This window comes from Actinomyces sp. HMT897 (genome assembly GCF_016626125.1).
Taxonomy (GTDB): Bacteria; Actinomycetota; Actinomycetes; order Actinomycetales; family Actinomycetaceae; genus Actinomyces.
This window is the reverse complement of record NZ_CP067336.1, coordinates 529874-552230: the sequence shown is the minus strand read 5'-3', so window position 1 is coordinate 552230 and position 22357 is coordinate 529874. Positions and strand designations below refer to the sequence as shown.

The window sequence follows — 22357 nt, the reverse complement described above, 5'->3', positions numbered from 1 at the left end:
GCGCGGTAGCGTGGGACTATGCCTGACACACCCCAGACCCTCCCCGTCACCTCCCCCTCGAACCCTGCTGGCGGGCGCAGGACGCGCGTCGCCGTCGTCTTCGGGGGCCGCAGCGGGGAGCACACCATCTCCTGCGCCACCGCCGCCGGGGTCCTGTCCGCCATTGACCGCCGGCGCTACGACGTCCTGCCCATTGGCGTGACCCGGCAGGGCCAGTGGGTCCTGGTGGACGACGACCCCGCAGCCCTGGAGCTGCGCGGGGACGAGCCGCCGGTGGAGGTCACGGCCACGGGCCTGGGACGCGGCGAGCTGACCATGCGCCCGGGCGGCGGGGCGCTGAGCGCCGTCACCCCCGCCGGTACGCACCTGCTGGGGGCCGTCGACGTCGTCCTGCCCCTGCTGCACGGCCCCTACGGGGAGGACGGCACCATCCAGGGCCTGCTGGAGATGATGGGCCTGCCCTACGTGGGCTGCGGGGTGCTGGCCAGTGCCGCCGGCATGGACAAGCAGGTCACCAAGGTGCTCCTGAACGCCGCGGGCATCCCCACCGCCCCGCACGTGGTGGTCACCCCCCGCGCCTGGCACCACGACCCGGCCGCCGTCCTGGACGCCTGCGCCGCCCTGACCTACCCCCTGTTCGTCAAGCCCGCCCGCGCCGGCTCCTCCCTGGGTATCAGCAAGGTCGACCGCCCCGAGGACCTGTCCGCCGCCATTGGGACCGCCCGTGAGGTGGACCCCAAGGTCCTGGTCGAGTCCGGGGTCTTCGGCCGTGAGATCGAGGTCGCGGTCCTGGGCGGTCACGGCGACGCCGCCCCGCGCGTGGCCGAGCCCGGGGAGATCAGGATGGACGTCTCCCACGGTGCCGGGGAGTTCTACGACTACCGCACCAAGTACCTGGCGCACGACGCGGTGGACATGGTCTGCCCCGCCCCGCTGCGTCCCCAGGAGCGGGACCAGCTCATGACCACGGCCGCCCGGGCCTTCGAGGCCCTGGGGGGCGAGGGCCTGGCGCGCGTGGACTTCTTCCTCACCCCCCAGGGGACGGCCGTCGTCAACGAGGTCAACACCATGCCCGGCTTCACCCCCTTCTCCATGTACCCCTACATGTGGCAGGTCTCCGGCCTGGACTACCGGGACCTGATCACCGAGCTCATTGAGCTGGCCCTGGAGCGCCCTGCGGATGTCAACCGCTGAGGCGCCCGCCGCCGGGGGGACCGTCTCGGACCTGGGTGAGACCGGGCTCCTGGCCGCCCTGGCCCCGCTGCTGCCTCCCAGCCCGGCGGCCCTGGTGGGCGTCGGGGACGACTGCGCGGTCCTGGCCGCCCCTGACGGGCGCTACTGCGTGAGCACCGACGTGCTGGTCGAGGGCCGCCACTTCCGTACCGACTGGATGAGCGCCCAGCAGGTGGGGCGACGGGCCGCCGCCCAGAACCTCGCTGACGTCGCCGCCATGGGGGCGGTCCCCGTGGCCCTGGTGGTCGGCCTGGTGCTGCCCGGGGACACCCCGGTGTCCTGGGTGACCGACCTGGCCCGGGGCCTGGGGCGGGCCTGCGCCCCCCTCGGCGTCGGGGTGGTGGGCGGGGACCTGTCCAGCGGGGAGTCCATCGTGGTATCGGTCACTGTCATGGGGGATCTCCGGGGACGCCCCCCGGTGCTGCGCGGTGGGGCGCACGACGGCGACCTGCTGGTCCACGTGGGCAACCTGGGGTGCGGCGCGGCGGGCCTGGCCCTGCTGGAGGCCGGGTACGGGGACGCCGACCTGAGCGGTACGGCGGCCCGCTGCCGGGAGCTGTTCCGGGTCCCCTGCCCGCCGCTGGAGGCCGGCCCCGCGCTCGCGCTGGCCGGGGCCACGGCCATGATGGACGTCTCGGACTCCCTGGTGCGTGACGCGGACCGCCTGGCGCGGGCCAGCGGCGTCGTCGTGCAGATCGACGAGCCGGACGCACCGGGCGCCCTGGACGCCGACCTCGCCCTCCTGGAGCCGGTGGCCCTGCTCCTGGCAGGGCGGGGTGGGGCGGTCCCGGGCTCCCGTACTGGCGCGGTCCCGGGCTCCCGTGCCGGGGCGTGCGTCGGTGCGCGCCCCCTGGCTCGCACCTGGGTCCTGACCGGGGGAGAGGACCACGGCATGCTGTCCACGCTGCCGCGCTCGTCCCTGGGGCACCTGCCCCCAGGGGCCCGCACCATCGGGTCCGTCCACGCCCCGCGCCCCGGGCAGGCCCCGGGGGTCCTGGTCGCCGGGAGGGCCCCCGCCTCCATGGGCTGGGACCACTTCCACTGAGCCGGACGCAGCGGATCGGGCCGGGTATGGCGGCAGACCGCGCTGGGCCGCCGAGCCACGCGGGCCGGGCGCGGCAGCCCGGGCCGCCACGCCCCGGGCAGGTCCGTGGGAGCGTCCGGCCGGGCCCGCGCTTTACCCTCACGTGGCGTGAGGCTGCTATGTTCCGTGCGTGCTCACTCGACTGCTACGCAGGCACCTGCGCCCCTACACGGGCCTGCTCGTGGGCGTCCTGGTCCTCCAGTTCGTCCAGACCATGGCCGCCCTCTACCTGCCCACCCTCAACGCCGACGTCATTGACAAGGGTGTGGCCACCGGTGACACCGGCTACATCTGGCGCACCGGCGGCCTCATGCTCGTCGTCTCCGTGCTCGAGGGGGCCGCCACCATCGCCGCCACCTGGTGCGCCGCCCGCGCCGCCATGGGCATGGGCCGCGACCTGCGCGCAGCCGTCTTCGAGCGCGTGGGGGACTTCTCGGAGCGGGAGGTCTCCGGCTTCGGCTCGGGCTCCCTCATTACGCGCAACACCAATGACGTCCAGCAGGTCCAGACGTTCGTCATGATGTCGTGCACCATGCTGGTGACCGCCCCCATGATGGCCGTCGGCGGCATTGTCATGGCCCTGCGCCGGGCCCCCAGCCTGTCCTGGCTCATTGCCGTCTCCGTGCCCGTCCTGCTCCTGGCGGTGGTCCTGGTGGTCTCGCGCATGGTCCCGCTCTTCCGCTCCTACCAGGACCGGCTGGACACCATTAACCGCGTCCTGCGCGAGCAGCTCACCGGTATCCGCGTCGTGCGCGCCTTCGTGCGCGAGGACGCCGAGAGGGAGCGCTTCCGGGCGGCCAACCAGGGCATTACCGACGTCGGGGAGCGCGTGGGCCAGCTCTTCGTCCTCCTGTTCCCCCTGGTCATGCTCCTGCTGGACCTCACGATCGTGGGCGTCGTCTGGTTCGGGGGCCACCAGGTGGGCAACGGCAGCACCGAGGTGGGCACCCTCATCGCCTTTATGGCCTACCTCATGCAGATCCTCATCGGTATTGTCATGGCCTCCTTCATGACCATTATGATCCCGCGCGCCGCCGTGTGCGCCGAGCGCATTAGCGAGGTCCTGGCCACCGAGCCCACCCTGACCACCCGGCCCGACGCCGTCACCACCTTCCCGACCCCCGGCTCCGTGGAGCTGGACAAGGTCTGCTTCGCCTACCCCGGCGCCCAGGAGAACGTCCTGACCGACCTGAGCCTGAGCGTGGCACCCGGGACCACCACCGCCGTCGTGGGGTCCACCGGCTCGGGCAAGTCCACCGTCATGTCCCTCATCGCCCGCCTCATTGACGCCACCAGCGGACGGGTGGTCGTGGGCGGGGTGGACGTACGCGACGCCGACCCCGAGGCCCTGTGGTCCCAGCTCGGCTACGTGCCCCAGCAGTCCTTCCTGTTCGCCGGCACGGTGGCCACCAACCTGCGCCTGGGGCGCCAGGACGCCACCGACGAGGAGCTGTGGGAGGCCCTGAGGGTGGCCCAGGCCGCCGACTTCGTGGCCGACATGGACGGCGCCCTCCAGGCCACCATCGCCCAGGGCGGTACCAATGTCTCCGGCGGCCAGCGCCAGCGCCTGTCCATTGCCCGGGCCCTGGTGCGTCGTCCCGCCGTCCTGCTCTTTGACGACTCCTTCTCCGCCCTGGACGTGGCCACCGACGCGCGCCTGCGCCGGGCCCTGGGGCCGGCTACCCCGGGTATTACCAAGATCGTCGTGGCCCAGCGCGTGTCCACCGTCGTCAACGCCGACCAGATCCTCGTCCTGGACGCCGGGCGCCTGGTGGGCGTGGGCACCCACGCCGAGCTCCTGGCCACCAGCGAGACCTACCGCGAGATCGTCACCTCCCAGCTCGGAACGGAGGCCACCGCATGAGCGAGCCCACCACCACCGACGTCCTCGCCGAGGACGACCTGACCCTGGCCCAGGAGGCCCTGGCCGCCTCCGGGGGCCCCGAGGCCGGTCCGCCCCCGGGCAGGGCGAAGGCCTTCTGGCCCTCCTTCACCCGCATGATCGGGATCCTGACCCGTTTCAAGGTCGAGCTGGTGGTGTGCGTGGCGGCTGCCGTGGCCGGCGTCGTGGCCGCCGTGGCGGCGCCCAAGATCCTGGGGCGGGCCACCAACGTCATCTTCGAGGGCGTCATCTCCGCCAGTATGACCGCGGGGACCACCAAGGAGCAGGCCGTGGCCGCGCTGCGGGCCCAGGGCCAGGACGACCTCGCCAGCATGATCTCGGCCATGGACCTGGTCCCCGGTGCCGGTATCGACTTCCCGCGCCTGGGGCGGATCCTGGTGCTGGTCACCCTGCTGTACCTGGGCTCGGCGGTCCTGACCTGGCTGCAGGGCTACCTGCTCAACCGGGTCACCGTCAGGGCCCTGTACTCCCTGCGCCAGGACGTGGAGGACAAGATCCACCGCCTGCCGCTGAGCTACTTCGACCGCATGCAGCGCGGTGAGATGCTCTCACGGGTTACCAACGATATTGACAACGTTACCAACACCCTCCAGCAGTCTATGTCCACCGCGCTGACCAGTATCATGACGATCGTCGGGGTGCTGGCCATGATGTTCTCCATCTCCTGGAAGCTGGCCCTGGTGGCCCTGGGGATGATCCCGCTCATGGGCGTCGTCACGGGTGTGGTCGGCACCCGCTCGCAGCGGGCCTTCACCCACCAGTGGGCCCGTACCGGCAAGCTCAACGTGCGTGTGGAGGAGTCCTTCTCCGGCCACTCCCTGGTGCGTACCTACGGGCGCACCCAGGCCGTGCGCCAGGCCTTCGCCGAGCAGAACGAGGACCTGTACCGCTCCAGCCTGCGCGCCCAGTTCCTCTCGGGGATCATGATGCCGGTCATGCTGGTCATCGGGAACCTGTCCTACGTGGCCATCGCCGTGGTCGGCGGGCTCATGGTGGCCTCCGGGTCCATGCGCCTGGGCGACGTGCAGGCCTTTATCCAGTACTCCCAGCAGTTCTCCCAGCCCCTGGGCGAGCTGGGGGGCATGGTCACCGCCGTGCAGTCCGGTACCGCCAGCGCCGAGCGGGTCTTCGAGCTGCTGGACGCCGAGGAGGAGAGCCCGCAGGAGGCGGCCACCACCGACGTGGACCCGGACGGGCCCGGGGTGATCGAGATGCGTCACGTGCGCTTCTCCTACAGCCCGGGCACCGAGCTCATTACCGACCTGTCCCTGCACGTGGAGCCCGGGCACACCGTGGCCATTGTGGGGCCCACCGGCGCGGGCAAGACCACCCTGGTCAACCTCCTCATGCGCTTCTACGAGGTCGACGGCGGGGTGGTGCTCCTGGACGGCCGCGACATCGCCACCATGAGCCGTCACGACGTCAGGGCCCGCACCGGCATGGTCCTCCAGGACCCCTGGCTCTTCGGGGGGACGATCCGGGAGAACATCCGCTACGGGCGCCCCGGGGCCAGCGACGAGGAGGTGGAGGCGGCCGCACGGGCCTGCTTCGTGGACCACATTGTCCGGGCCCTGCCCGAGGGCTACGAGACGGTCCTGGAGGAGGACGCCGCCAATATCTCCGCCGGGGAGCGTCAGCTGCTCACCATCGCCCGGGCCTTCGTGGCCGACCCCAGCGTGCTCATCCTGGACGAGGCCACCAGCTCGGTGGACACCCGCACCGAGCTGCTGGTCCAGCAGGCCATGAACGCCCTGCGCCAGGGCCGGACGAGCTTCGTGATCGCCCACCGCCTGTCCACCGTCCGTGACGCCGACACCATCCTGGTCATGGAGCACGGGGACATTGTGGAGCAGGGGGATCACGAGACCCTCCTGGCTGCGGGCGGGGCCTACGCCCGTCTGCACGCCTCCCAGTTCGCGGGCGAGACCGGCTGACCCGCCGCCCGCCCCGTCCCGCCCCCGCCCGCCCCGCCTCCTCCCGTGAGAACGGTACTTATTCGTCGTGAGAACGGTACTTGTTCGTCGTGAGAACGGGCGCTCACAGCGGCTCACGGGGCCCGGACCGGGCGGGTGCCCCGGCCGGGCGAGCTCGTCGCGGCCCAGTGAGCTCGTCGCGGCCCGGCCCGATACCCTCACCCTGTAGGATCCTCGGCCATGGCCCCTGACACCTGCCCCGACGCCGCGACCGCAAGTACCACCGACGGCGCAGGCCGGACCTACGGTGACGGCCTTCCACGCCGTGAGGAGCTCGTGGTCCTGTACGACGCCGTCGGGTGGGGGGTGTACACCCGCGACCCCGACAACCTGGAGCGCGCGGTACGTCAGAGCCTGTGGGTGAGCACCGCCCGGGACGCGCGCGGGCAGCTGGTGGGCCTGGTCCGGGTGGTGGGGGACGACGCCACCATCGCCTGGGTCCAGGACCTCCTGGTCCACCCTGACCACCAGCGTCAGGGGGTGGGTACGGTGCTCCTGCGCGCTGCCCTGGAGCGCTTTGCCCACGTGCGTCAGCTCGCGCTGCTCACCGACAGCCAGGAGGCCACCCTCGCCTTCTACCGCTCACTGGGCCTGCTGCCCGCCCAGGCCCTGGGGACGTGCTGCTACGTGCGCGATACGGCCAGCTGAGGACGACCGCGCCCCCGGCCTGCCGCGGTGCGCCCTGCGTGCTGCGCGCGGGCCGGGGCGCTACGGACCCCGCAAGGGTTCCCGGCCACCTGCCGCGGCCAAGGGATGATGAGCTCGTCCTCGGGCTCCAGGACATCCCGGCCACCTGGCAGGGCGTCCCGGCCACCTACCGCGGGCCGGGGGCGGCGTGCGGCGTCGGGCAGGTGGTGCCAGGTGGGCGACGTCGGGTGGGTGCCCCGGCGCGGGCCTACCGCCGGTCCAGCTCGGCGGCTCGGGCCAGGAGGTGGGTCAGGGCGCGCAGGACCGTGTCACGGTTGTGGCCGCTGGTGATCCAGGCAGGCAGGAAGTGCCCCAGCTCCAGTCTGCCGTCCTGGTGGCGGCGGGGGCGGATCCGGGCCCCCACGTAGCGCTCCAGGTAGCGGGCGTGCTCGGCGTTGGCCACCCAGAGCACGTGCCCGGCGCACGGCGTGCTCAGGTAGAACGGCAGCCCGTAGAGGGCGTCCACCCCCTGGGCCACGGGCATCAGGGGACGGCGGCCGGTGAGTGTCTGGGCGGTGCCGCAGGCGCACCGGCGGGTGGGACGGGCCCGGGCGGTCAAAGGCGCCGAGGTGGACTCACGGCGGCCGCAGGCCGGGCACCGCCAGGTCAGGTGGGTGGGTACCGGGCTCGCGGGGGAGGGCCGGTCCCCCTCCCACTTCTGGCAGCAGCCGCACCAGTACCCCGGGCTCGCCCCGCGGGCCAGCCAGGTGCAGCGGGTGCACAGGACGTCGTGGACGCTCACGTACGCGGGGCCGGCGCACCGGGGGCACACCACCCACACGTCGTAGCGGGGCACGGCCTCCAGCGGCACCGCGGGGACGTCGAGGGCCGGGACCGCAGGGCTCATGCCGGTAGCCTAGCGTGCCCGGGCGTCGTCCGGGTGGCCATGGTCGCCGCACGCCCCTTCTGGCCCCAGCGTGCCCGGGCGTCGTCCGGGTGGCTGGCGCGGCGCCGTCCAGTCAAGGTGAACGTGCAGCTCGGGTGCCGCTGGTGGTGCGCGGCCCGATGTGGGGGAGACTGTGGACAGCGCCCGTTCTCGCGACGAACAAGTACCGTTCTCGCGAGCAATAAGTACCGTTCTCGCGGGAGAGGGAGTGGGAGGTGGGTGGGCGTCAAGAGGCCGCCAGCCACGGTGGCTGACGGCCCTGGGAGGTGAGGTCGGGGAGGCGCGCCTCAGATATTGCGCGTCACCTTGCCGGCCTTGAGGCAGGACGTGCACACGTTGAGGCGCTTGGGGGCGCCGTTGACGAGGGCACGCACGCGCTGGATGTTCGGGTTCCACCGGCGGTTGGTCCGCACGTGGGAGTGCGAGACGCTCTTGCCGAAGATGGGTCCCTTGCCGCAGACGTCGCACACAGCAGCCACGGTCTCACTCCTGAATCTTCTTGCGTGAACGCTCGAGCCGAACGGCCCGGCGAAAGGTCTACCGCCCCAGGGCGCGCCTAGGGCAACCCGGACACCATAGCCGACGCCCGGGGCCGCCCCCAAGCGAAGACGGCGTGGAATGAGGCACATGCCGCTGGTCCCGGGCCTGCGCGCCCCCGGGGCCGTCCGGCACGGGCTGGCCCACCGGAGGAGCGGGACCCGGACCTGGGCGCCCGGGGCCGCCCGTACCACCTGCGACCGGCTGCCACCTGCCCGCCCGGCTCCGGCCTCGGCGTCGCCCGGCTGGCCCTGCGCCCGGGGCGGGCGACCACACCGCCCACCTGCCTGATCCGAGGGGTGCCCGGAGTCGCTCGTGCCACCCACCCGGCCCCGGGGGCGCCCTGGGCGCACCAACCCCAGCCCACCCGCCCGCCCCGGGGCGCACCCCGGCCCGGGGCGCACCCCGGCCCGGGGCGCACCCCCGGCCCCGCGCCCGCCCACCCGCCTGATCCCGGTGCTTACGCCGCCGTCCTCCACCAGGCCGGTTGTCACTCGAAGTGAGGGATGGTCCCCCGACGGGTAGGCTTGATACGTCCGCACTATCGGCCGTCGAGCGCGACGGCGCCTGGAGGAGGGAGGCGGTGATGGAGTCAGTCAGTGCGTCCTGCGAAGCCTCCGCCCCGTTAGAGATCATGGGTGCCCGGGTCGTGGCACACTGGCTGGGACTGGCCGTGCACCTGGCGGAACGGACCCGGGCCCTGGTGGACTCCCTCAACGTCTTCCCCGTCCCGGACGCAGACACAGGGACCAACGTCCTGCTCACCTTGCGTGCTGCCTCCGACGCCCTGCGGCTGCTGCCCGCGGGGGCCGACGTCGCCCAGACCGCGCGGGCGGCAGCCGACGGCGCCCTGCGGGGGGCGCGCGGCAACTCCGGGCTGCTCATCTCCCAGGCCCTGGCCGCCCTGGCGGACGTCAGCGCCGAGACGCCCCACCCCGCGGGCCTGCGCCCCGTGGAGCTCGTGACGGCCTACGAGCGCATGGCCACCACCACCTGGGCGGCCGTCTCCCACCCGGTGACCGGCACCCTGCTCACCGTCGCCCAGGACGCCGCCGCCGCCGCCCGGGACGCCCTGGCCGACTCCTCCGCCGACTGCCCCGCCACCCTGTCCGCCGTCGCCGCCTCCGCCGCCTTCGGGGCCCAGGAGTCCGTGGTGGAGACCGGTGGGCTGGGACACGGTCCGGTGGACGCCGGGGGGGCGGCCCTCATGCTGCTCCTGACCGCCCTGTCGGACACCATTGACGCCGGGGTCGCCGGTGCCACCCCCTACCTCGCCTCCCGTGGCGCGGTGCGCTCGCCCTACTCCGACGTGGCCTGCCAGATGCTCAACGACCTCGCCGCCGGCGGCCTCCACCAGGCCTCGGGGTCGGAGGTGGACGGGGTCTCCACCGGCGAGTTCGAGGTCATGTACCTCCTGGAGGCCACCAGCGCCCAGGCCGCCTCCCTGCGCCGCCACCTGGAGGAGGTCGGCGACTCCGTGGGCGTGGTCGGCACCCCGGACGCCCTGGGGGTGGGCCTGTTCCAGGTCCACGTCCACACCGACGTCCCCCGGGCCGCCCTGCCCCGGGCTGGCCGCGCCCGCCAGATCTGCGTCCACCACCTCCACCCCACGGCCCTGGTCCACGTCCCCGACGAGCCGCCCCTGCCCTGGGGCGCCGGGGAGGGGGATGGCAGCGCGCGCGTGGTCTCCTTCGAGCGCCTGGCCGCGCGCAGGGCCGGGCGCCGGGCCCACTCCGTGCGCACCCACCCCTCCCAGTACCCGCCGGGCCGCTCCCTGCCCGCACCGCCCCCGCGCCGTATCGGCGTCATCGCCTGCACCCGCGCCCCGGGGCTCGTGGAGCAGCTGGCCCGCACCGGCGCCGTCGTCGTCCTGGACCCCGAGCGCGAGGGGGTGATGCGGGCCGCCGGGGACATCGGCCTCAACGAGGCCGTGGTCCTGCCCTGCGACGCCGCCTGCGTGACCGCGGCCCACGAGGCCGCCCGCCTCCTGGCGGCCCGCGCCGTCTCCTCCACCGCCAGCACCCAGGGCGCGCCCTCCTGGGGGTCCCGGTCGGCTGAGTGCGAGGTCGCCCGGGAGGGCATCCAGCTCCTGGTGTGCGACACCGACGACGAGGCCCGCGTCCTGGCGGCCGCCGTGGCCGTGGCCGAGGAGCACCAGGGGGAGCAGGCCGTCGAGGTGGTGCGCCGCGCCTCCCGCGCCGCCGCGCGCATGCGCACCATCGCCCTGTCCGGCGCCGACGCCGAGCCGGAGGCCGTGGCCCGCACCATCGCCTCCGTCCTGCGTGCCGACGACGAGCTCCTGACCGTCATCCTGGGCCGCGACGCCGTCCCCGACGTCGGCGCCCTGGCCGCCGGCGCCGCCTCGGGGACCTCCCCGGGCGGGGGCGTCCACAGCGCCGACGACCTGGGCGGGGGCGACAGCGTGGAGGTGGTCGTCCACGCCGGCGGCCAGATCCACCCCGACGTCCTGCTGGCCATTGAGTAGCCGAGCCACCGCCCCGGGGACCGGGCCCACGGGCCGGGGCGCCGTCGTCCCGCCCCCGGAGTCCGTGCCGGTCCTGGAGCGGCCCCTGGGGCGCCTGGTGGGCGGCCGCACCGCCGCCCAGCTCGCCCGGTACGGCCTGGACACCGGCGCCGACCTCATGCGCCACCTGCCCCGCCGCTACGACACCTGGGGGGAGCTGACCGACCTGCGCACCCTGGTCGACGGCGAGCAGGTCACCCTCCAGGCCGAGGTCACCCGCTGCTCCTCGCGCCGCACCCGCAGCGGCCGCCCCCCGGCCGTCCTGGAGGCCACCGTCACCGACGGCGTGGGGGAGATGGACGTCGTCCTGTTCGGGACCGTCAGGCTCATGTCCACCTACGCCACCCGCCTGGCCCCGGGCACCACCGTCCTGCTCAGCGGCAAGGTGGGGCGCCACCACGGGCGCCGCCAGCTGGCCAGCCCCCGCTTCCAGGTCCTGGACGACCTCGACCAGGCCGGGCGCGAGGCCCTCCTGGCCCGCCCCGTCCCCATCTACCCGGCCACCGACGCCCTGCCCTCCTGGCGCGTGGCCACCGCCGTGCGCACCGTGCTGGACCAGCTCGGCCCCGACGACGTCCCCGAGCCCCTGCCACCCGACCTGCGCGCCCGCGAGCAGCTGGTGGACGCCCTGACCGCCTACCAGTGGGTCCACGCCCCCGCCACTAGCGCGCAGTGGAAGGCGGCCCGACGGCGCCTGCGCCACGAGGAGGCCCTCGTCCTGCTGACCGCCCTGGCCGCCGCCCGCGCCGAGCACGCCGCCACCACCAGCGCCGTGGCCTGGCCCGTCCCCGCGCCCACCGGCTCCCTGCGCGCCGACCTGGACGCCGCCCTGCCCTACGCCCTGACCGGCGCCCAGCAGCGGGTGGGGGCGGAGATCGCCCAGGACCTGGCCTCCACCGTCCCCATGCAGCGCCTCCTGCAGGGTGACGTGGGCAGCGGCAAGACCCTGGTGGCTCTGCGGGCCATGCTCCAGGTGGTCGGGGCCGGCGGGCAGGCCGCCCTCCTGGCCCCCACCGAGGTCCTGGCCGCCCAGCACCGGGACTCCCTGGAGCAGCTGCTGGGGCCCTGCGGGCAGGCCGGGCGCCTGGGCGGGGCGGACGCGGCCGCCCCGCCCGCCCCCGGCGTCGTGGCCCCCGGCTCCACCCCCGCCCCGCCGGCCCGGGACGTCGTGCGCGCCACCCGCGTCCACCTCCTGACCGGCTCCACCCCCGCCCCCCGGCGCCGCGAGATCCTGGCCGCGCTCGCGGGCGGGGAGCCGGCGGTCGTGGTGGGCACCCACGCTCTGCTCGCCGAGACCGTCCAGCTGCCCTTCCTGGGCCTGGTGGTGGTGGACGAGCAGCACCGCTTCGGCGTCGCCCAGCGTGACGCCCTGCGTGAGCGCGGGGCGGTGGCCGACCCCGTCACCGGTGTACCCCGCACCCCGCACCTGCTGGTCATGACGGCCACCCCCATTCCGCGCACCATCGCCATGACCGTCTTCGGGGACCTGGCCGTCAGCGTCCTGGACGAGCTGCCCGCCGGACGCGGCCGGGTCCAGACCTTCCTGGTGCCCTGGGACCGCCCCGCCTGGGTCGCGGGGCTGTGGCGCCGTGCCGCCCAGGAGGTCGCCGCGGGCGGGCGCGTCTACGTGGTCTGCCCCCGTATCGACGCCACCGACACCGCCGGGGAGGAGGACGGTGCCGGGACGACGGCGGGCGCGGGGGAGGCGGCTGGCCCCGGGCGCGGCGAGCGCGGGCAGGGCCGCGCCAGCCCCGGCCGCCCCACCGGCCCCGGGGGTGCCGGGCGCGGGCAGGGTCGCGGCGGGGCGCCCCCGCCTCCGGGCGAGGCCCCGGGGCGCCCCCTGGCCTCCGTGGCCGAGTGGGCCCGTCTCCTGGCCGCCGAGCCCGCCCTGGCCGGGGTGGGTGTCACCAGCCTGACCGGCCGCATGAGCCCGGCGGACAAGGAGGCGGCCATGCGGGCCTTCGCCTCCGGGCGCTGCCCGCTCATGGTCTCCACCACCGTGGTCGAGGTGGGCGTGGACGTGCCCGAGGCCACCATGATGGTGGTCCTGGACGCCGACCGCTTCGGCCTGTCCCAGCTCCACCAGCTGCGCGGGCGCGTAGGGCGCGGCAGCCGGCCCAGCGTCTGCATGGCGGTGACCGGCGCGGAGGTGGACTCCACCGCCTTCCACCGCCTCAAGGCCTTCGCGGGCACGACCGACGGCTTCGCCCTGGCCGAGGCGGACCTGGAGCTGCGCAGCGAGGGCAACGTCCTGGGGGCCGCCCAGTCCGGGCGCCGCAGCGACCTGGACCTGCTGCGGGTCACCCGGGACGCGGACCTCATTGAGCGGGTGCGGTCCCAGGCGGAGGCGATCGTCGCCGCCGACCCCGGCCTGGAGGACCACCCCGCCCTGGCCGCCGCCATCACCCAGCGCCTCGACGAGGAGAACCAGGCCTACCTTGAGCGGTCCTGAGCGACAGGGGCCGAAAGGTGTCACCATCTGCACTTATCACGTGATAAAGTAGGGCCCACTCGCCCATCCCGCCAGCAAAGGAGCTATAGAGCCATGGGTCAGTCAGCGACGGGCACCGTCTACGTGGACGCGCGCCGGGCCCGCTTCATCAAGCGATGGTCCCCCACCCTCATCGCCTTCGGGGAGTTCATCGACGGCTACGACCTCACCGTCATAGGCGTCGCCATGGTCTTCCTGACCAAGACCTTCACCCTCACCGCGACGGACAAGGGCCTCCTCGTGGCGATCTCCTTCGTCGGTACCGCCCTGGGGCTGGTCCTCTTCGGCGACATCGCGGACCGGGTGGGCCGCAAGAAGGTCTTCGCCTTCAACCTGTGGGTCTTCATCGTCACCGCCGTCGGCGCCGCGTTCATCACCCAGGTGTGGATGCTGTGGGTGATGCGCTTCCTCATCGGCGTGGCCATCGGCATGGACCTGTCCACCTCCTGCGCCTTCCTCGCCGAGGTCGCCCCCAAGTCCAGCCGCGGCCGCCTGGCCGGCTCCCTGCCCACCATCACCCTCATCCTCGGGGCCATCTTCTCCATCCTCCTGGCGATGTTCCTCAAGGCCGTCGTGCCCGTGGCGCACCACGACTGGGTGTGGCGCGGCATGTTCCTCTTCGCCGCGCTGCCGGCCTTCGGCGTCCTCATGCTGCGCAAGCAGCTGCCCGAGTCCCCCCGCTGGCTCATCCAGAAGGGCCGGGACGAGGAGGCCTGGCAGATACTGGACGCCCTGGAGCTCTCCGAGGAGGTCCTCCAGGCCCCGCCGCGCCGGACCAACCGCGAGTACCGCCGCCTCTTCAAGGGCGAGGCCCGCCGCCGCGTACTCGTGTGCACGGCCTTCTTCATGCTCAACACCACCGCCGGCCCCGTCGTGTCCTTCATGGGCCCGGTCATCTTCGAGCAGGCCGGCGTGCCCGCCGGGAACAACCTCCTGATTTCCCTGATCGCCAACTGCGTGGGCCTGGTGGCCGTCCTCATCGGCGTGCGGCTCATTGACTCCGTCAACCGCCGCAGCCTGGGCCTGGTCACCGCCGCGGTCCTCACCGTCGCGGCCCTGACCATGGGGCTGCTGGGGCAGGCCTCCCAGGTCGCCCTGTTCGGCTCCTTCATCGCTTGGTCCTTCGCCACCTGGCTCGGCCCGGCCGTCCTGTGCCTGGTGTGGGCCTCCGAGGCCTACCCCACCGAGCTGCGGGGCTTCGGGCAGGGGCTCACCCAGTCCCTGTCCCGCATGATGTCGGCGACCACCGCCTTCCTGCTCCCGGGCCTCATTAACGACCACGGCTTCTACGCGATCGCGCCCTTCAGCGTCGTCTACGCGCTCATGTTCGTCCTCGTCCTGCGCAACCCGTGGCTGGCGTCCACCGCCGCCAGCCTGGAGGAGGTCACCGCCACGGCCGACGTGCCTAAGGCCGCGGAGGCCGTCGCCCCATGAGCCCGTCCTCAGCCCCGGGGGGACCGCCCCCGGGGCCGGGTGGTCATGCGGACCCTGGGACTCGTCCCCAGGGTCCGGCACAGGCCCTGCCTCCCGCCGTCGATGACGGCCTGGACGGCCAGGGCCCCGAGCTCGGCCACGGGCCACGTCACGGTGGACAGCCCCAGCGCCTGGGACACGCTCTGCGTGGCGTCCCCGAAGCCGATGACCTGCAGGTCCTCCGGGACCCTGACGCCGTGCTGGCGGGCGGCGAGGACCGCCCCGGCCGCCAGCTGGTCGTTGGCCCCGAAGAGCAGGTCCGGCGCCCCCTTCTCCAGCAGGGCCGTCATGGCCGCCAGGCCGTCCTCGATGAGCCACCCGTCGGCCCGCACCACCCGGGCCCCGGCCAGCCGCTCCAGGAAGGCCCGGCGCGCGCGACCACAGGGGCCCCGGGCCGGTAAGGTGGACCGGGCGGCGCGTCCCCTCCAGATCCGTGGCCGCCAGGATGGCTCTGACCCCGACCTGCTCGTCCACGCCCAGGCTCACGGCCCCCGGGGCGGGGACGGCCGGCTCGCCGGTACGTACCCACGCGACCGGCACCTCGGCCTTGAGCAGGATCCTGCGGGTGGCGTCGTCGAGGTCCTCCGGACGGCACACCGCCCCGGCCAGGTCGACGTCGCCCAGGGCGTGCACCAGGGCCTGGCCCGGATCCTGGTCCACGGGGACCGGCAGCACGAAGTAGCCCAGGGACCGGGCCCGGTCCATCGCGCCAATGAGGATCTCGTTGACCACCGGCAGGCGCAGCGCGTGGGAGCGGTCGGGGACGACGACGGCCACCACCCGGCTGCGCTGGTAGCGCAGCGTGCGGGCCGAGGCCCGTGGGACGTAGCCGACCTCGGCGGCCGCGGCCCGCACGCGCTCGGCCGTCGCCGGGGCGAACCCCAGCCTCTCCGCGTGCCCGTTCATCACGTGCGACACGGTCGCCAGCGAGACCCCCGCCAGGCGGGCCACGTCCGCCCTGGTCGCACGTCCCATCAGACCTCCCCTGCTCCCGACCAATGATAACGACCAGAGACACCACCCGAGAGGTGATCACCATGACGCAGCCGCACCCCAACGTGCTGGTAGTCCTCACCGATGACCAGGGCCCCTGGGCCATGAGCCGTACGTGCCCCGAGCTCGTCACCCCGGTCCTGGACGACCTCGTGTCCCGCTCGACCAGCTTCGAGAACTACTACTGCGCCTCCCCGGTGTGCTCCCCGTCGCGGGCCTCCCTCCTGACCGGGCGCATGCCCAGCGCGCACGGGGTCCACGACTGGCTCGTCGGGGAGCGCCACCCCGACGCCCACGAGGACGACTACCTCGGCGGCCTGACGACCCTCCCGCAGGCGCTGGAGGAGGCCGGGTACGTGTGCGCCATGGTGGGCAAGTGGCACGTGGGCTCCTCTAAGCGCCCCGCCCCGGGCTTCAGCTACTGGTACGCCCACCGCCTGGGGGGCGGGCCCTACTACGGCGCCCCGGTGTGGACCAGGGACGGGCGACGGGCCGAGGAGGGGCGCTACCTGACCGACGCGATCGCCGAGGAGGCCTGCGCCTTCCTCCGCCAGGCCACCGGCGGCCCGGCCGGGGCGCAGGACGCCACCACCCGCAGCCCCTTCTACTTGCAGGTCTGCTTCACCGCCCCCCACTCCCCGTGGGTGGACGCCCACCCCAGGGAGCTGACCGACCTGTACGCGGACTGCGACTTCCCCTCCGTCCCGCGGGAGGAGCGCCACCCCTGGGCCCGGGCCCTGGACGACTTCGACGACGCCTGGGCCGACCCGCTGCCCAGCCTGCGCGGCTACGCGGCCAGCCTGTCCGGCGTCGACCGCGCCCTGGGAGCCATCTTCGACGAGCTGCGCGAGTGCGGGGCGGAGCAGGACACGATCATCGTGTACATGTCGGACAACGGCTTCTCCACCGGTCACCATGGCGTGTGGGGCAAGGGCAACGGCACCTGGCCGCTCAACTTCTGGGAGAGCTCGGTGCGCGTCCCCTTCCTCGTCCACCTTCCCGGCCAGACCCAGGCGCGGCGCGTGACGGCCCACGCCTCGGCCTGCACCTTTCTGGAGACCGTGTGCGAGCTCGCCGGGGTCAGCGCCCCCGAGGACCCCCTGCGCGTGGCCGGATCCGTGGCCGGGCTCGTCACCGGGCAGGTGCCCGACACCCCGGAGGCGAGCGTCGTCGTCTACGACGAGTACGGTGGCGGGCGCATGATCCGCGACGGGGACCTCAAGCTCATTGAGCGCCACGTCGGCCCCACCGAGCTCTACGACCTGGCCCAGGATCCCCAGGAGCGCGAGAACCTGGCCTCGCTGCCCGCCTACGCCACGGTCGTCTCCGACCTGCACGCCGCCCTGGAGGACTGGTTCGCCGCCCACGAGAACGCGGTGGACCGGGCCTGGGAGCGCGACGTGCGCGGCCGCGGGCAGGTCCACCCCCCGCGCCGCGGCTACGACGACGCCCGCACCTACGTGCCCGGCGGGCCCTCCCTGGACGGGATCCAGGCCGGAGGGGACGACGCCGGAGAGGACGCCGGGGACGACGCCAGCTGAGAGCCGCGTCAGCGAGCCGCCTCAGCCCTCCCCGGCCGGAGCGGCGAACCACAGGACGGTCTCGCCGTAGCGCCTGTGGGCCAGGCGCTCCAGGCCCACGGGCCAGGTGGGCTCGGGGGTGCGCGAGGAGCGCTCGACCACGACCACGCCGGCGGGGGCCAGCCACGGGTCCTGCGTACGCGCCAGGGGCGCCAGCATCGCGGCCAGGTCGGCCTCGGGCAGGTGGTAGGGCGGGTCCAGGAGCACCAGCTCCACCGGGGCCCCGGCCACGCCGGCCAGGAAGGGGACCACCTTGGCGGTCACCACGCGCACCCCGCGCAGCCCCAGATAGCGGGTGTTGCGTGCGCACACGGCGGTCGCGGCACGGGAGGAGTCAACCAGGGTGACGTCCGTGGCGCCGCGGCTGGCCGCCTCCAGGCCCAGGGCCCCCGAGCCCGCGCACAGGTCCAGGACCCGGGCGCCGTCGAGCACCCCGTAGTGCCCCAGGCGGGCGAAGAGCGCCTCCCGCACCCGCTCGGAGGTGGGGCGTGTCCCGCCTCGGGGCACCTCAATGCGTCGGCCCCCGACGCTGCCTGCCACGATCCTGGTCATACCCGGAGCCTACGCGAGGGCGCGGGGCGGTGGGGGCGGCCGACCTGGGACAACCGTGACCTGACTGTGACGACTCCTGTCCGGCGAGGGTCCCCCACCGCCTGACACGCTCCCACTACCCTGCACGCCGTGACCAGCACGCCCAGCATCCCGGCCGGGGAGGCCCTCGCGGTCTGCCCCGGGAGCTTCGACCCCCTGACCCTGGGGCACGTGGACGTCGTGGAGCGGGCCGCGGGCCTGTTCACGCGGGTCGTGCTGGGGGTCGCCCACAACGCCGACAAGGCGGGACGCCACCTGCTGAGCCTGGAGCAGCGCCTGGACACGGCCCGGGCCGCCCTGGCCCACCTGCCGGGGGTGGAGGTGGACGTGGTCCCCGGGCTCCTGGCGGACTACTGCCGCCGGCGCGGGGCCACCGCCATCGTCAGGGGCCTGCGCAACGGCACCGACCTGGACGCCGAGCTGCCCATGGCCCTGCTCAACCGTGACCTGGGGGGCCCCGAGACCGTGTTCCTGGCCGCCGCCCCCGGCCACGCCCACCTCTCCTCCTCCCTGGTCAAGGACGTGGCCCGCCACGGGGGGGACGTCAGCGCCCTGGTGCCGGCCCCCGTCCTGCCCGTCCTGGTGGCGGCCCTGGGCACGTGAGCCCGACGCCGTCACGCCGCACCCGCCCGTGGCAGCCCACACCAACACGCACACCTACCTGACCTAGGGGACGTCATGACCAGTCGTACCGGAGAGCTCCTGACCATCCTGGACGAGCTCGACATCCTCATCTCCACGGCCCGCACCATGCCCATGAGCGCCCTCGTCATCGTCCACCGCGAGGAGGCCCTGGACCTCATCGAGCGGGCCCGGGCCGCCGTGCCCACCTCCGTCCGGGAGGCCCAGAGCGTCCTGGACGAGGCCACCGACAGGGTCGCCCAGGGCCAGGCGGAGGCCGAGCGCATTGTGCGCCGCGCCCAGGACGAGGCCGAGCAGCTCATCGCCTCCGAGAACGTGGTGCGCAACGCCACCCAGCGGGCCGACCTCATTGTGGAGGCCGCCGAGGCCCAGGCCGCCCAGCTGCGCGCCGGGGCCGACGACTACTGCGACAAGGTCCTGGCCGGCCTGGAGAGCGAGCTCGCCCGCGTGGGTGACCAGGTCCGGGCGGGCCGGGAGGTCCTGGCCTCCCGTATCGGGGAGACCGCCGCCCCCCAGGCGCAGCCCGCGGTCGTCGAGGAGCCCCGACGCCGCGCCGTGTGGTCGGTGGACCCCTCCGCCACCCGCTGAGCCGCCCCGGTAGGCCGAGAGGACGCCGGGACGCGGTACATTCGGTACCGCAAGCACCGGCCACCCGGCAGGACGTACCCCAGGAGGACACGTGAGCGCCCCGAGCGGACTCGTCATTGACATCGTCGACCTGCCCCACGCCGTCGGGGCCACCAAGGACGTCCGCCTGCGGGTCCCCGCCCCGCCCGGCCTGGGCACCGCCGTCATCGGCACCCCCGAGGGCAGCCCGGTCGCCGTGGACGCCACCCTGACCGTCCTTGAGGACGGCGTCCTGGTGCGCGCCACGGCCGACCTGCACGTCCACGGCGAGTGCGTGCGCTGCCTGCAGGACCTGGACGAGGACCGCACGGTACGCCTCGAGGAGCTCTACCACCTGCCCCACGGGGCCGCCGCGAAGGAGGATGAGGAGGACCAGGACGTCCTGCTGCTGGGGGAGACCACCCTGGACCTGGAGCCGGCCCTGCGTGACGCCCTGGTCGGGGACCTGCCCTTCCGCCCCCTGTGCCGCCCCGACTGCCGGGGGCTGTGCCCCAGGTGCGGTGAGCGCCTGGACGACCTGCCGCCCGGCCACCACCACCAGGACCGCGACCCCCGCTGGTCGGTGCTGGCCAGCCTCCTGGCCCAGACCCCCCAGGACGACGCCGACAGCCAGGGGCGCGCCTAATGGGCCGTCGCAGCGCCCCCGCCGCCCGCCGTGACGTGGAGACCCTCGTCTTTCGCTGGGGCCCCACGATCGACCCCGACCTGCTCGTCCTGGCCCTGACCCACCGCTCCTTCGCCCACGAGAACGGCGGCCTGCCCACCAACGAGCGCCTGGAGTTCCTGGGGGACTCCGTCCTGGGCCTGGTCGTCACCGAGTACCTCTACCGCGCCCACCCCACGGTCCCCGAGGGGCAGCTGGCCAAGATGCGGGCGGCCACCGTCTCCGAGCCGGCCCTGGCCGCCGTGGGCCGGGACCTGGGCCTGGGGGAGTTCATACGGCTCGGCAAGGGGGAGACCCTCTCAGGGGGCCGGGACAAGGACTCCATCCTGTCCGACACCGTCGAGGCCCTCATCGGCGCCACCTACCTCACCCACGGCCTGGAGCCCACCCGCGTGGTGGTCGAGCGCCTGGTCTCCCGGTTCCTGGCCCAGGCCCGCACCCGCGGCGCCGGGCTGGACTGGAAGACGAGCCTCCAGGAGCTCGCCGCCGTCCACGACCTGGGCGCGCCCGTCTACCAGGTGACCGGCGAGGGCCCCGACCACGCCCGCGTCTTCACCGCCACCGCCGTGATCGACCACGAGGTCTACGGCACGGGCACCGGCAGCTCCAAGAAGGTGGCCGAGCACGACGCCGCCGAGGCCGCCTACGCCGCCATCCTGGCCGCCCGCGGGGACGGGGGCCTGGACCTGCCCGGTGTCAACGACGCCCTGAGGGCCGACCTGGTCGCGCACGCGCAGGACGCCGGCGCCACGCCACCCGGTGCCTGAGCTGCCCGAGGTCGAGGTGGTCCGTGCGGGCCTGGAACGCTACCTGGTCGGCCGTGTCGTCAGGGACGTGGAGATCCTCGACCCCCGCCCCCTGCGCCGTCAGGCCGGCGGGCCCCAGGCCCTCGTGCGCGCCCTGACCGGTCGCACGCTGACCGCCGTGGTGCGGCGCGGCAAGTTCCTGTGGCTGCCCCTGGACGACGGGCGCGCCCTGAGCGCCCACCTGGGCATGTCCGGGCAGCTGCTGGTGCGCGGGGCGGCCCGGCGCTGCGCCCCTGACCGGCCCCGGTACGTGCGGGACGTACCTGCGGCGCGACGCCACCTGCGCGTGCGCCTGCACCTGGAGCCCGCGGCGGGGGACGACCCTGGCGGGGCCTCCCTGGACCTGGTGGACCAGCGCATGCTCGGCGGGCTGCACACGGTGGACCTGGTCCCCACCCCTGACGGCGCCCCCGGCGGCGCGGGCAGCCCCCTGGCGCTCCTGCCCGCCGACGCCACGCACATTGCCCGCGACCTCCTGGACCCCGACCTCGACCGCGCCGGGGCGCTGGCCCGGATGCGCGCCTCCCGGCGGGCCGTCAAGACCCTCCTGCTGGACCAGGGCCTCGTGTCGGGGATCGGCAACATCTACGCCGACGAGGGCCTGTGGGAGGCCCGCGTCCACGGCCTGCGCCCGGGCACCTGGCTCGGACCGCGCGTGGCCGACCGCCTCCTGGACCTGGTCGCCGCCGTCATGCGGCGGGCCCTGGCCGCGGGCGGGACCAGCTTCGACGCCCTCTACGTGGACGCCGAGGGCGCTGCCGGGTACTTCGCCCGCGAGCTGGCCGTCTACGGGCGGGCCGGCTGGCCCTGCCGACGCTGCGCCACCGCGCTCCGCCGTGAGACCGTGGGCGCGCGCAGCCACACCTTCTGCCCGCGCTGCCAGAGGCGCCCGCGCCACCCGGCCAGCCCCGCACCCGGGACGTCCGCCCCGGGCGCGGGCGGGCACGGGCCGGACCGTCCGCCACGATCTGTGTGACGTAGGTCCCCGGGCGCTGCTAGGCTCAGGGGCATGCCGAACGTCCCTTCCGCAGAGACCATCCGCGTCATGATCGTGGATGACCACGAGATCGTCCGCCGTGGAGTGTCTGAGATCATTGACCGCGCCGACGGCATGGAGGTCGTGGCGGAGGCCGGGGGACGCGCCGAGGCGGTCCGCCGTGCCGAGCTCATGCGCCCCGACGTCGTCCTGGTGGACCTCCAGCTGCCCGACGGCACCGGCATTGAGCTCATGCACGAGCTGCGTGACCTCGTCCCGGACGCCTTCCCCATTGTCCTGACCTCCTTCGACGACGACGACGCCCTGGCCGAGGCCCTGGAGGCCGGGGCCCGTGCCTACCTGCTCAAGACCATCCACGGCGCCGAGATCAGCGACGTCGTCCGGGCGGTCGCCTCCGGCCGGGTCCTCCTGGACGAGCGCACCGTCACCCGGCGGCGCGCCGACCACGACGACCCCACCGCGGACCTGACCAACGCCGAGCGCAAGGTCCTCGACCTCATTGGCGACGGCATGTCCAACCGTGAGATCGGGGAGCGCCTGGGCGTGGCGGAGAAGACCGTCAAGAACCACATCACCTCCCTCCTGGCCAAGATGGGCCTCCAGCGGCGCACCCAGGTGGCCGCCTGGGTCGCGGGCCAGCGGGCCAGCGGCTGGCGCAACGGCTGA

General features: G+C 74.3%; 19 protein-coding genes. 15 read left to right on the top strand and 4 right to left on the bottom strand.

Annotated elements, in window-relative coordinates; translation table 11 throughout:
* Window positions 1-18: 18 nt before the first annotated feature.
* The 5 genes from JJJ15_RS02275 to JJJ15_RS02255 all read left to right on the top strand — a co-directional run bounded on the left by JJJ15_RS02275 (window position 19) and on the right by JJJ15_RS02255 (window position 6841).
* Window positions 19-1194, top strand: a complete 1176-nt coding sequence (locus JJJ15_RS02275; RefSeq protein WP_200511318.1) for a D-alanine--D-alanine ligase family protein — start codon at window positions 19-21, stop codon at window positions 1192-1194.
* On the top strand, window positions 1181-2278 hold the full coding sequence (gene thiL, locus JJJ15_RS02270; RefSeq protein WP_200511317.1) for a thiamine-phosphate kinase: 1098 nt from the start codon (window positions 1181-1183) through the stop codon (window positions 2276-2278). Before JJJ15_RS02275 ends, thiL begins: the two co-directional genes overlap by 14 nt.
* 169 nt (window positions 2279-2447) lie before the next feature.
* A complete protein-coding gene (locus tag JJJ15_RS02265; RefSeq protein WP_200511316.1) occupies window positions 2448-4181 on the top strand; it encodes an ABC transporter ATP-binding protein in 1734 nt (577 codons plus the stop codon).
* Window positions 4178-6154 (top strand): ABC transporter ATP-binding protein, encoded by a 1977-nt coding sequence (locus JJJ15_RS02260; RefSeq protein ID WP_200511315.1) that lies wholly within the window; start codon window positions 4178-4180, stop codon window positions 6152-6154. The genes JJJ15_RS02265 and JJJ15_RS02260 overlap by 4 nt, the downstream gene beginning before the upstream one ends.
* A 219-nt stretch (window positions 6155-6373) precedes the next feature.
* Window positions 6374-6841: a GNAT family N-acetyltransferase gene (locus tag JJJ15_RS02255; RefSeq protein ID WP_200511314.1), complete on the top strand. Its 468-nt coding sequence runs from the start codon at window positions 6374-6376 to the stop codon at window positions 6839-6841.
* 247 nt (window positions 6842-7088) lie between these two features.
* On the opposite strand, the gene JJJ15_RS12810 is transcribed toward JJJ15_RS02255, so the two are convergent.
* Entirely contained in the window at window positions 7089-7727 is a 639-nt protein-coding gene (locus JJJ15_RS12810) for a hypothetical protein (RefSeq protein ID WP_246742114.1), read from the bottom strand.
* A gap of 326 nt (window positions 7728-8053) precedes the next feature.
* Window positions 8054-8245 (bottom strand): 50S ribosomal protein L28, encoded by a 192-nt coding sequence (gene rpmB, locus JJJ15_RS02245; protein WP_003785965.1) that lies wholly within the window; start codon window positions 8243-8245, stop codon window positions 8054-8056.
* Window positions 8246-8937: 692 nt separating this feature from the next.
* On the opposite strand from rpmB, the gene JJJ15_RS02240 reads away from it, so the two are divergent.
* The 3 genes from JJJ15_RS02240 (at window position 8938) to JJJ15_RS02230 (ending at window position 14752) form a co-directional block, all read left to right on the top strand.
* The gene (locus JJJ15_RS02240; RefSeq protein WP_246742218.1) at window positions 8938-10788 is read left to right on the top strand and encodes a DAK2 domain-containing protein; all 1851 of its coding nucleotides are present in this window, start codon (window positions 8938-8940) and stop codon (window positions 10786-10788) included.
* A gap of 85 nt (window positions 10789-10873) precedes the next feature.
* On the top strand, window positions 10874-13279 hold the full coding sequence (locus JJJ15_RS02235; RefSeq protein ID WP_200511885.1) for an ATP-dependent DNA helicase RecG: 2406 nt from the start codon (window positions 10874-10876) through the stop codon (window positions 13277-13279).
* A 93-nt stretch (window positions 13280-13372) separates the two neighbouring features.
* Complete coding sequence (locus JJJ15_RS02230; RefSeq protein WP_200511312.1) at window positions 13373-14752, top strand: MFS transporter; 1380 nt, start codon at window positions 13373-13375, stop codon at window positions 14750-14752.
* Window positions 14753-14760: 8 nt separating this feature from the next.
* Here the strand turns inward: JJJ15_RS02230 and JJJ15_RS02225 are convergent, their stop codons facing one another.
* Window positions 14761-15222: a substrate-binding domain-containing protein gene (locus JJJ15_RS02225; protein WP_246742217.1), complete on the bottom strand. Its 462-nt coding sequence runs from the start codon at window positions 15220-15222 to the stop codon at window positions 14761-14763.
* 606 nt (window positions 15223-15828) lie between these two features.
* Between JJJ15_RS02225 and JJJ15_RS02215 the strand changes: the two genes are divergently transcribed.
* On the top strand, window positions 15829-17325 hold the full coding sequence (locus tag JJJ15_RS02215; protein ID WP_200511310.1) for a sulfatase-like hydrolase/transferase: 1497 nt from the start codon (window positions 15829-15831) through the stop codon (window positions 17323-17325).
* Between the two features lie 21 nt (window positions 17326-17346).
* On the opposite strand, the gene rsmD is transcribed toward JJJ15_RS02215, so the two are convergent.
* Window positions 17347-17916: a 16S rRNA (guanine(966)-N(2))-methyltransferase RsmD gene (gene rsmD, locus JJJ15_RS02210; protein WP_200511309.1), complete on the bottom strand. Its 570-nt coding sequence runs from the start codon at window positions 17914-17916 to the stop codon at window positions 17347-17349.
* Window positions 17917-18063: 147 nt separating this feature from the next.
* Between rsmD and coaD the strand changes: the two genes are divergently transcribed.
* The 6 genes from coaD (at window position 18064) to JJJ15_RS02180 (ending at window position 22357) form a co-directional block, all read left to right on the top strand.
* Window positions 18064-18558 (top strand): pantetheine-phosphate adenylyltransferase, encoded by a 495-nt coding sequence (coaD, locus tag JJJ15_RS02205; RefSeq protein ID WP_200511884.1) that lies wholly within the window; start codon window positions 18064-18066, stop codon window positions 18556-18558.
* A 75-nt stretch (window positions 18559-18633) separates the two neighbouring features.
* Entirely contained in the window at window positions 18634-19185 is a 552-nt protein-coding gene (locus JJJ15_RS02200) for an ATPase (RefSeq protein ID WP_106109300.1), read from the top strand.
* A gap of 91 nt (window positions 19186-19276) precedes the next feature.
* The gene (locus tag JJJ15_RS02195; RefSeq protein ID WP_200511308.1) at window positions 19277-19849 is read left to right on the top strand and encodes a DUF177 domain-containing protein; all 573 of its coding nucleotides are present in this window, start codon (window positions 19277-19279) and stop codon (window positions 19847-19849) included.
* Window positions 19849-20655, top strand: a complete 807-nt coding sequence (gene rnc / locus JJJ15_RS02190; RefSeq protein WP_200511307.1) for a ribonuclease III — start codon at window positions 19849-19851, stop codon at window positions 20653-20655. The genes JJJ15_RS02195 and rnc overlap by 1 nt, the downstream gene beginning before the upstream one ends.
* On the top strand, window positions 20648-21670 hold the full coding sequence (gene mutM, locus JJJ15_RS02185) for a bifunctional DNA-formamidopyrimidine glycosylase/DNA-(apurinic or apyrimidinic site) lyase (protein ID WP_200511306.1): 1023 nt from the start codon (window positions 20648-20650) through the stop codon (window positions 21668-21670). The genes rnc and mutM overlap by 8 nt, the downstream gene beginning before the upstream one ends.
* A gap of 33 nt (window positions 21671-21703) precedes the next feature.
* On the top strand, window positions 21704-22357 hold the full coding sequence (locus tag JJJ15_RS02180; RefSeq protein ID WP_106109296.1) for a response regulator transcription factor: 654 nt from the start codon (window positions 21704-21706) through the stop codon (window positions 22355-22357).

Coding starts and splice junctions, on each gene's coding strand:
- JJJ15_RS02275 (WP_200511318.1), top strand. CDS start 19: ATGCCTGACACACCCCAGACCCTCCCCGTCACCTCCCCCTCGAACCCT.
- thiL (WP_200511317.1), top strand. CDS start 1,181: ATGTCAACCGCTGAGGCGCCCGCCGCCGGGGGGACCGTCTCGGACCTG.
- JJJ15_RS02260 (WP_200511315.1), top strand. CDS start 4,178: ATGAGCGAGCCCACCACCACCGACGTCCTCGCCGAGGACGACCTGACC.
- JJJ15_RS02255 (WP_200511314.1), top strand. CDS start 6,374: ATGGCCCCTGACACCTGCCCCGACGCCGCGACCGCAAGTACCACCGAC.
- JJJ15_RS12810 (WP_246742114.1), bottom strand. CDS start 7,727: ATGAGCCCTGCGGTCCCGGCCCTCGACGTCCCCGCGGTGCCGCTGGAG.
- JJJ15_RS02240 (WP_246742218.1), top strand. CDS start 8,938: ATGGGTGCCCGGGTCGTGGCACACTGGCTGGGACTGGCCGTGCACCTG.
- JJJ15_RS02230 (WP_200511312.1), top strand. CDS start 13,373: ATGGGTCAGTCAGCGACGGGCACCGTCTACGTGGACGCGCGCCGGGCC.
- JJJ15_RS02215 (WP_200511310.1), top strand. CDS start 15,829: ATGACGCAGCCGCACCCCAACGTGCTGGTAGTCCTCACCGATGACCAG.
- rsmD (WP_200511309.1), bottom strand. CDS start 17,916: ATGACCAGGATCGTGGCAGGCAGCGTCGGGGGCCGACGCATTGAGGTG.
- JJJ15_RS02200 (WP_106109300.1), top strand. CDS start 18,634: ATGACCAGTCGTACCGGAGAGCTCCTGACCATCCTGGACGAGCTCGAC.
- rnc (WP_200511307.1), top strand. CDS start 19,849: ATGGGCCGTCGCAGCGCCCCCGCCGCCCGCCGTGACGTGGAGACCCTC.
- JJJ15_RS02180 (WP_106109296.1), top strand. CDS start 21,704: ATGCCGAACGTCCCTTCCGCAGAGACCATCCGCGTCATGATCGTGGAT.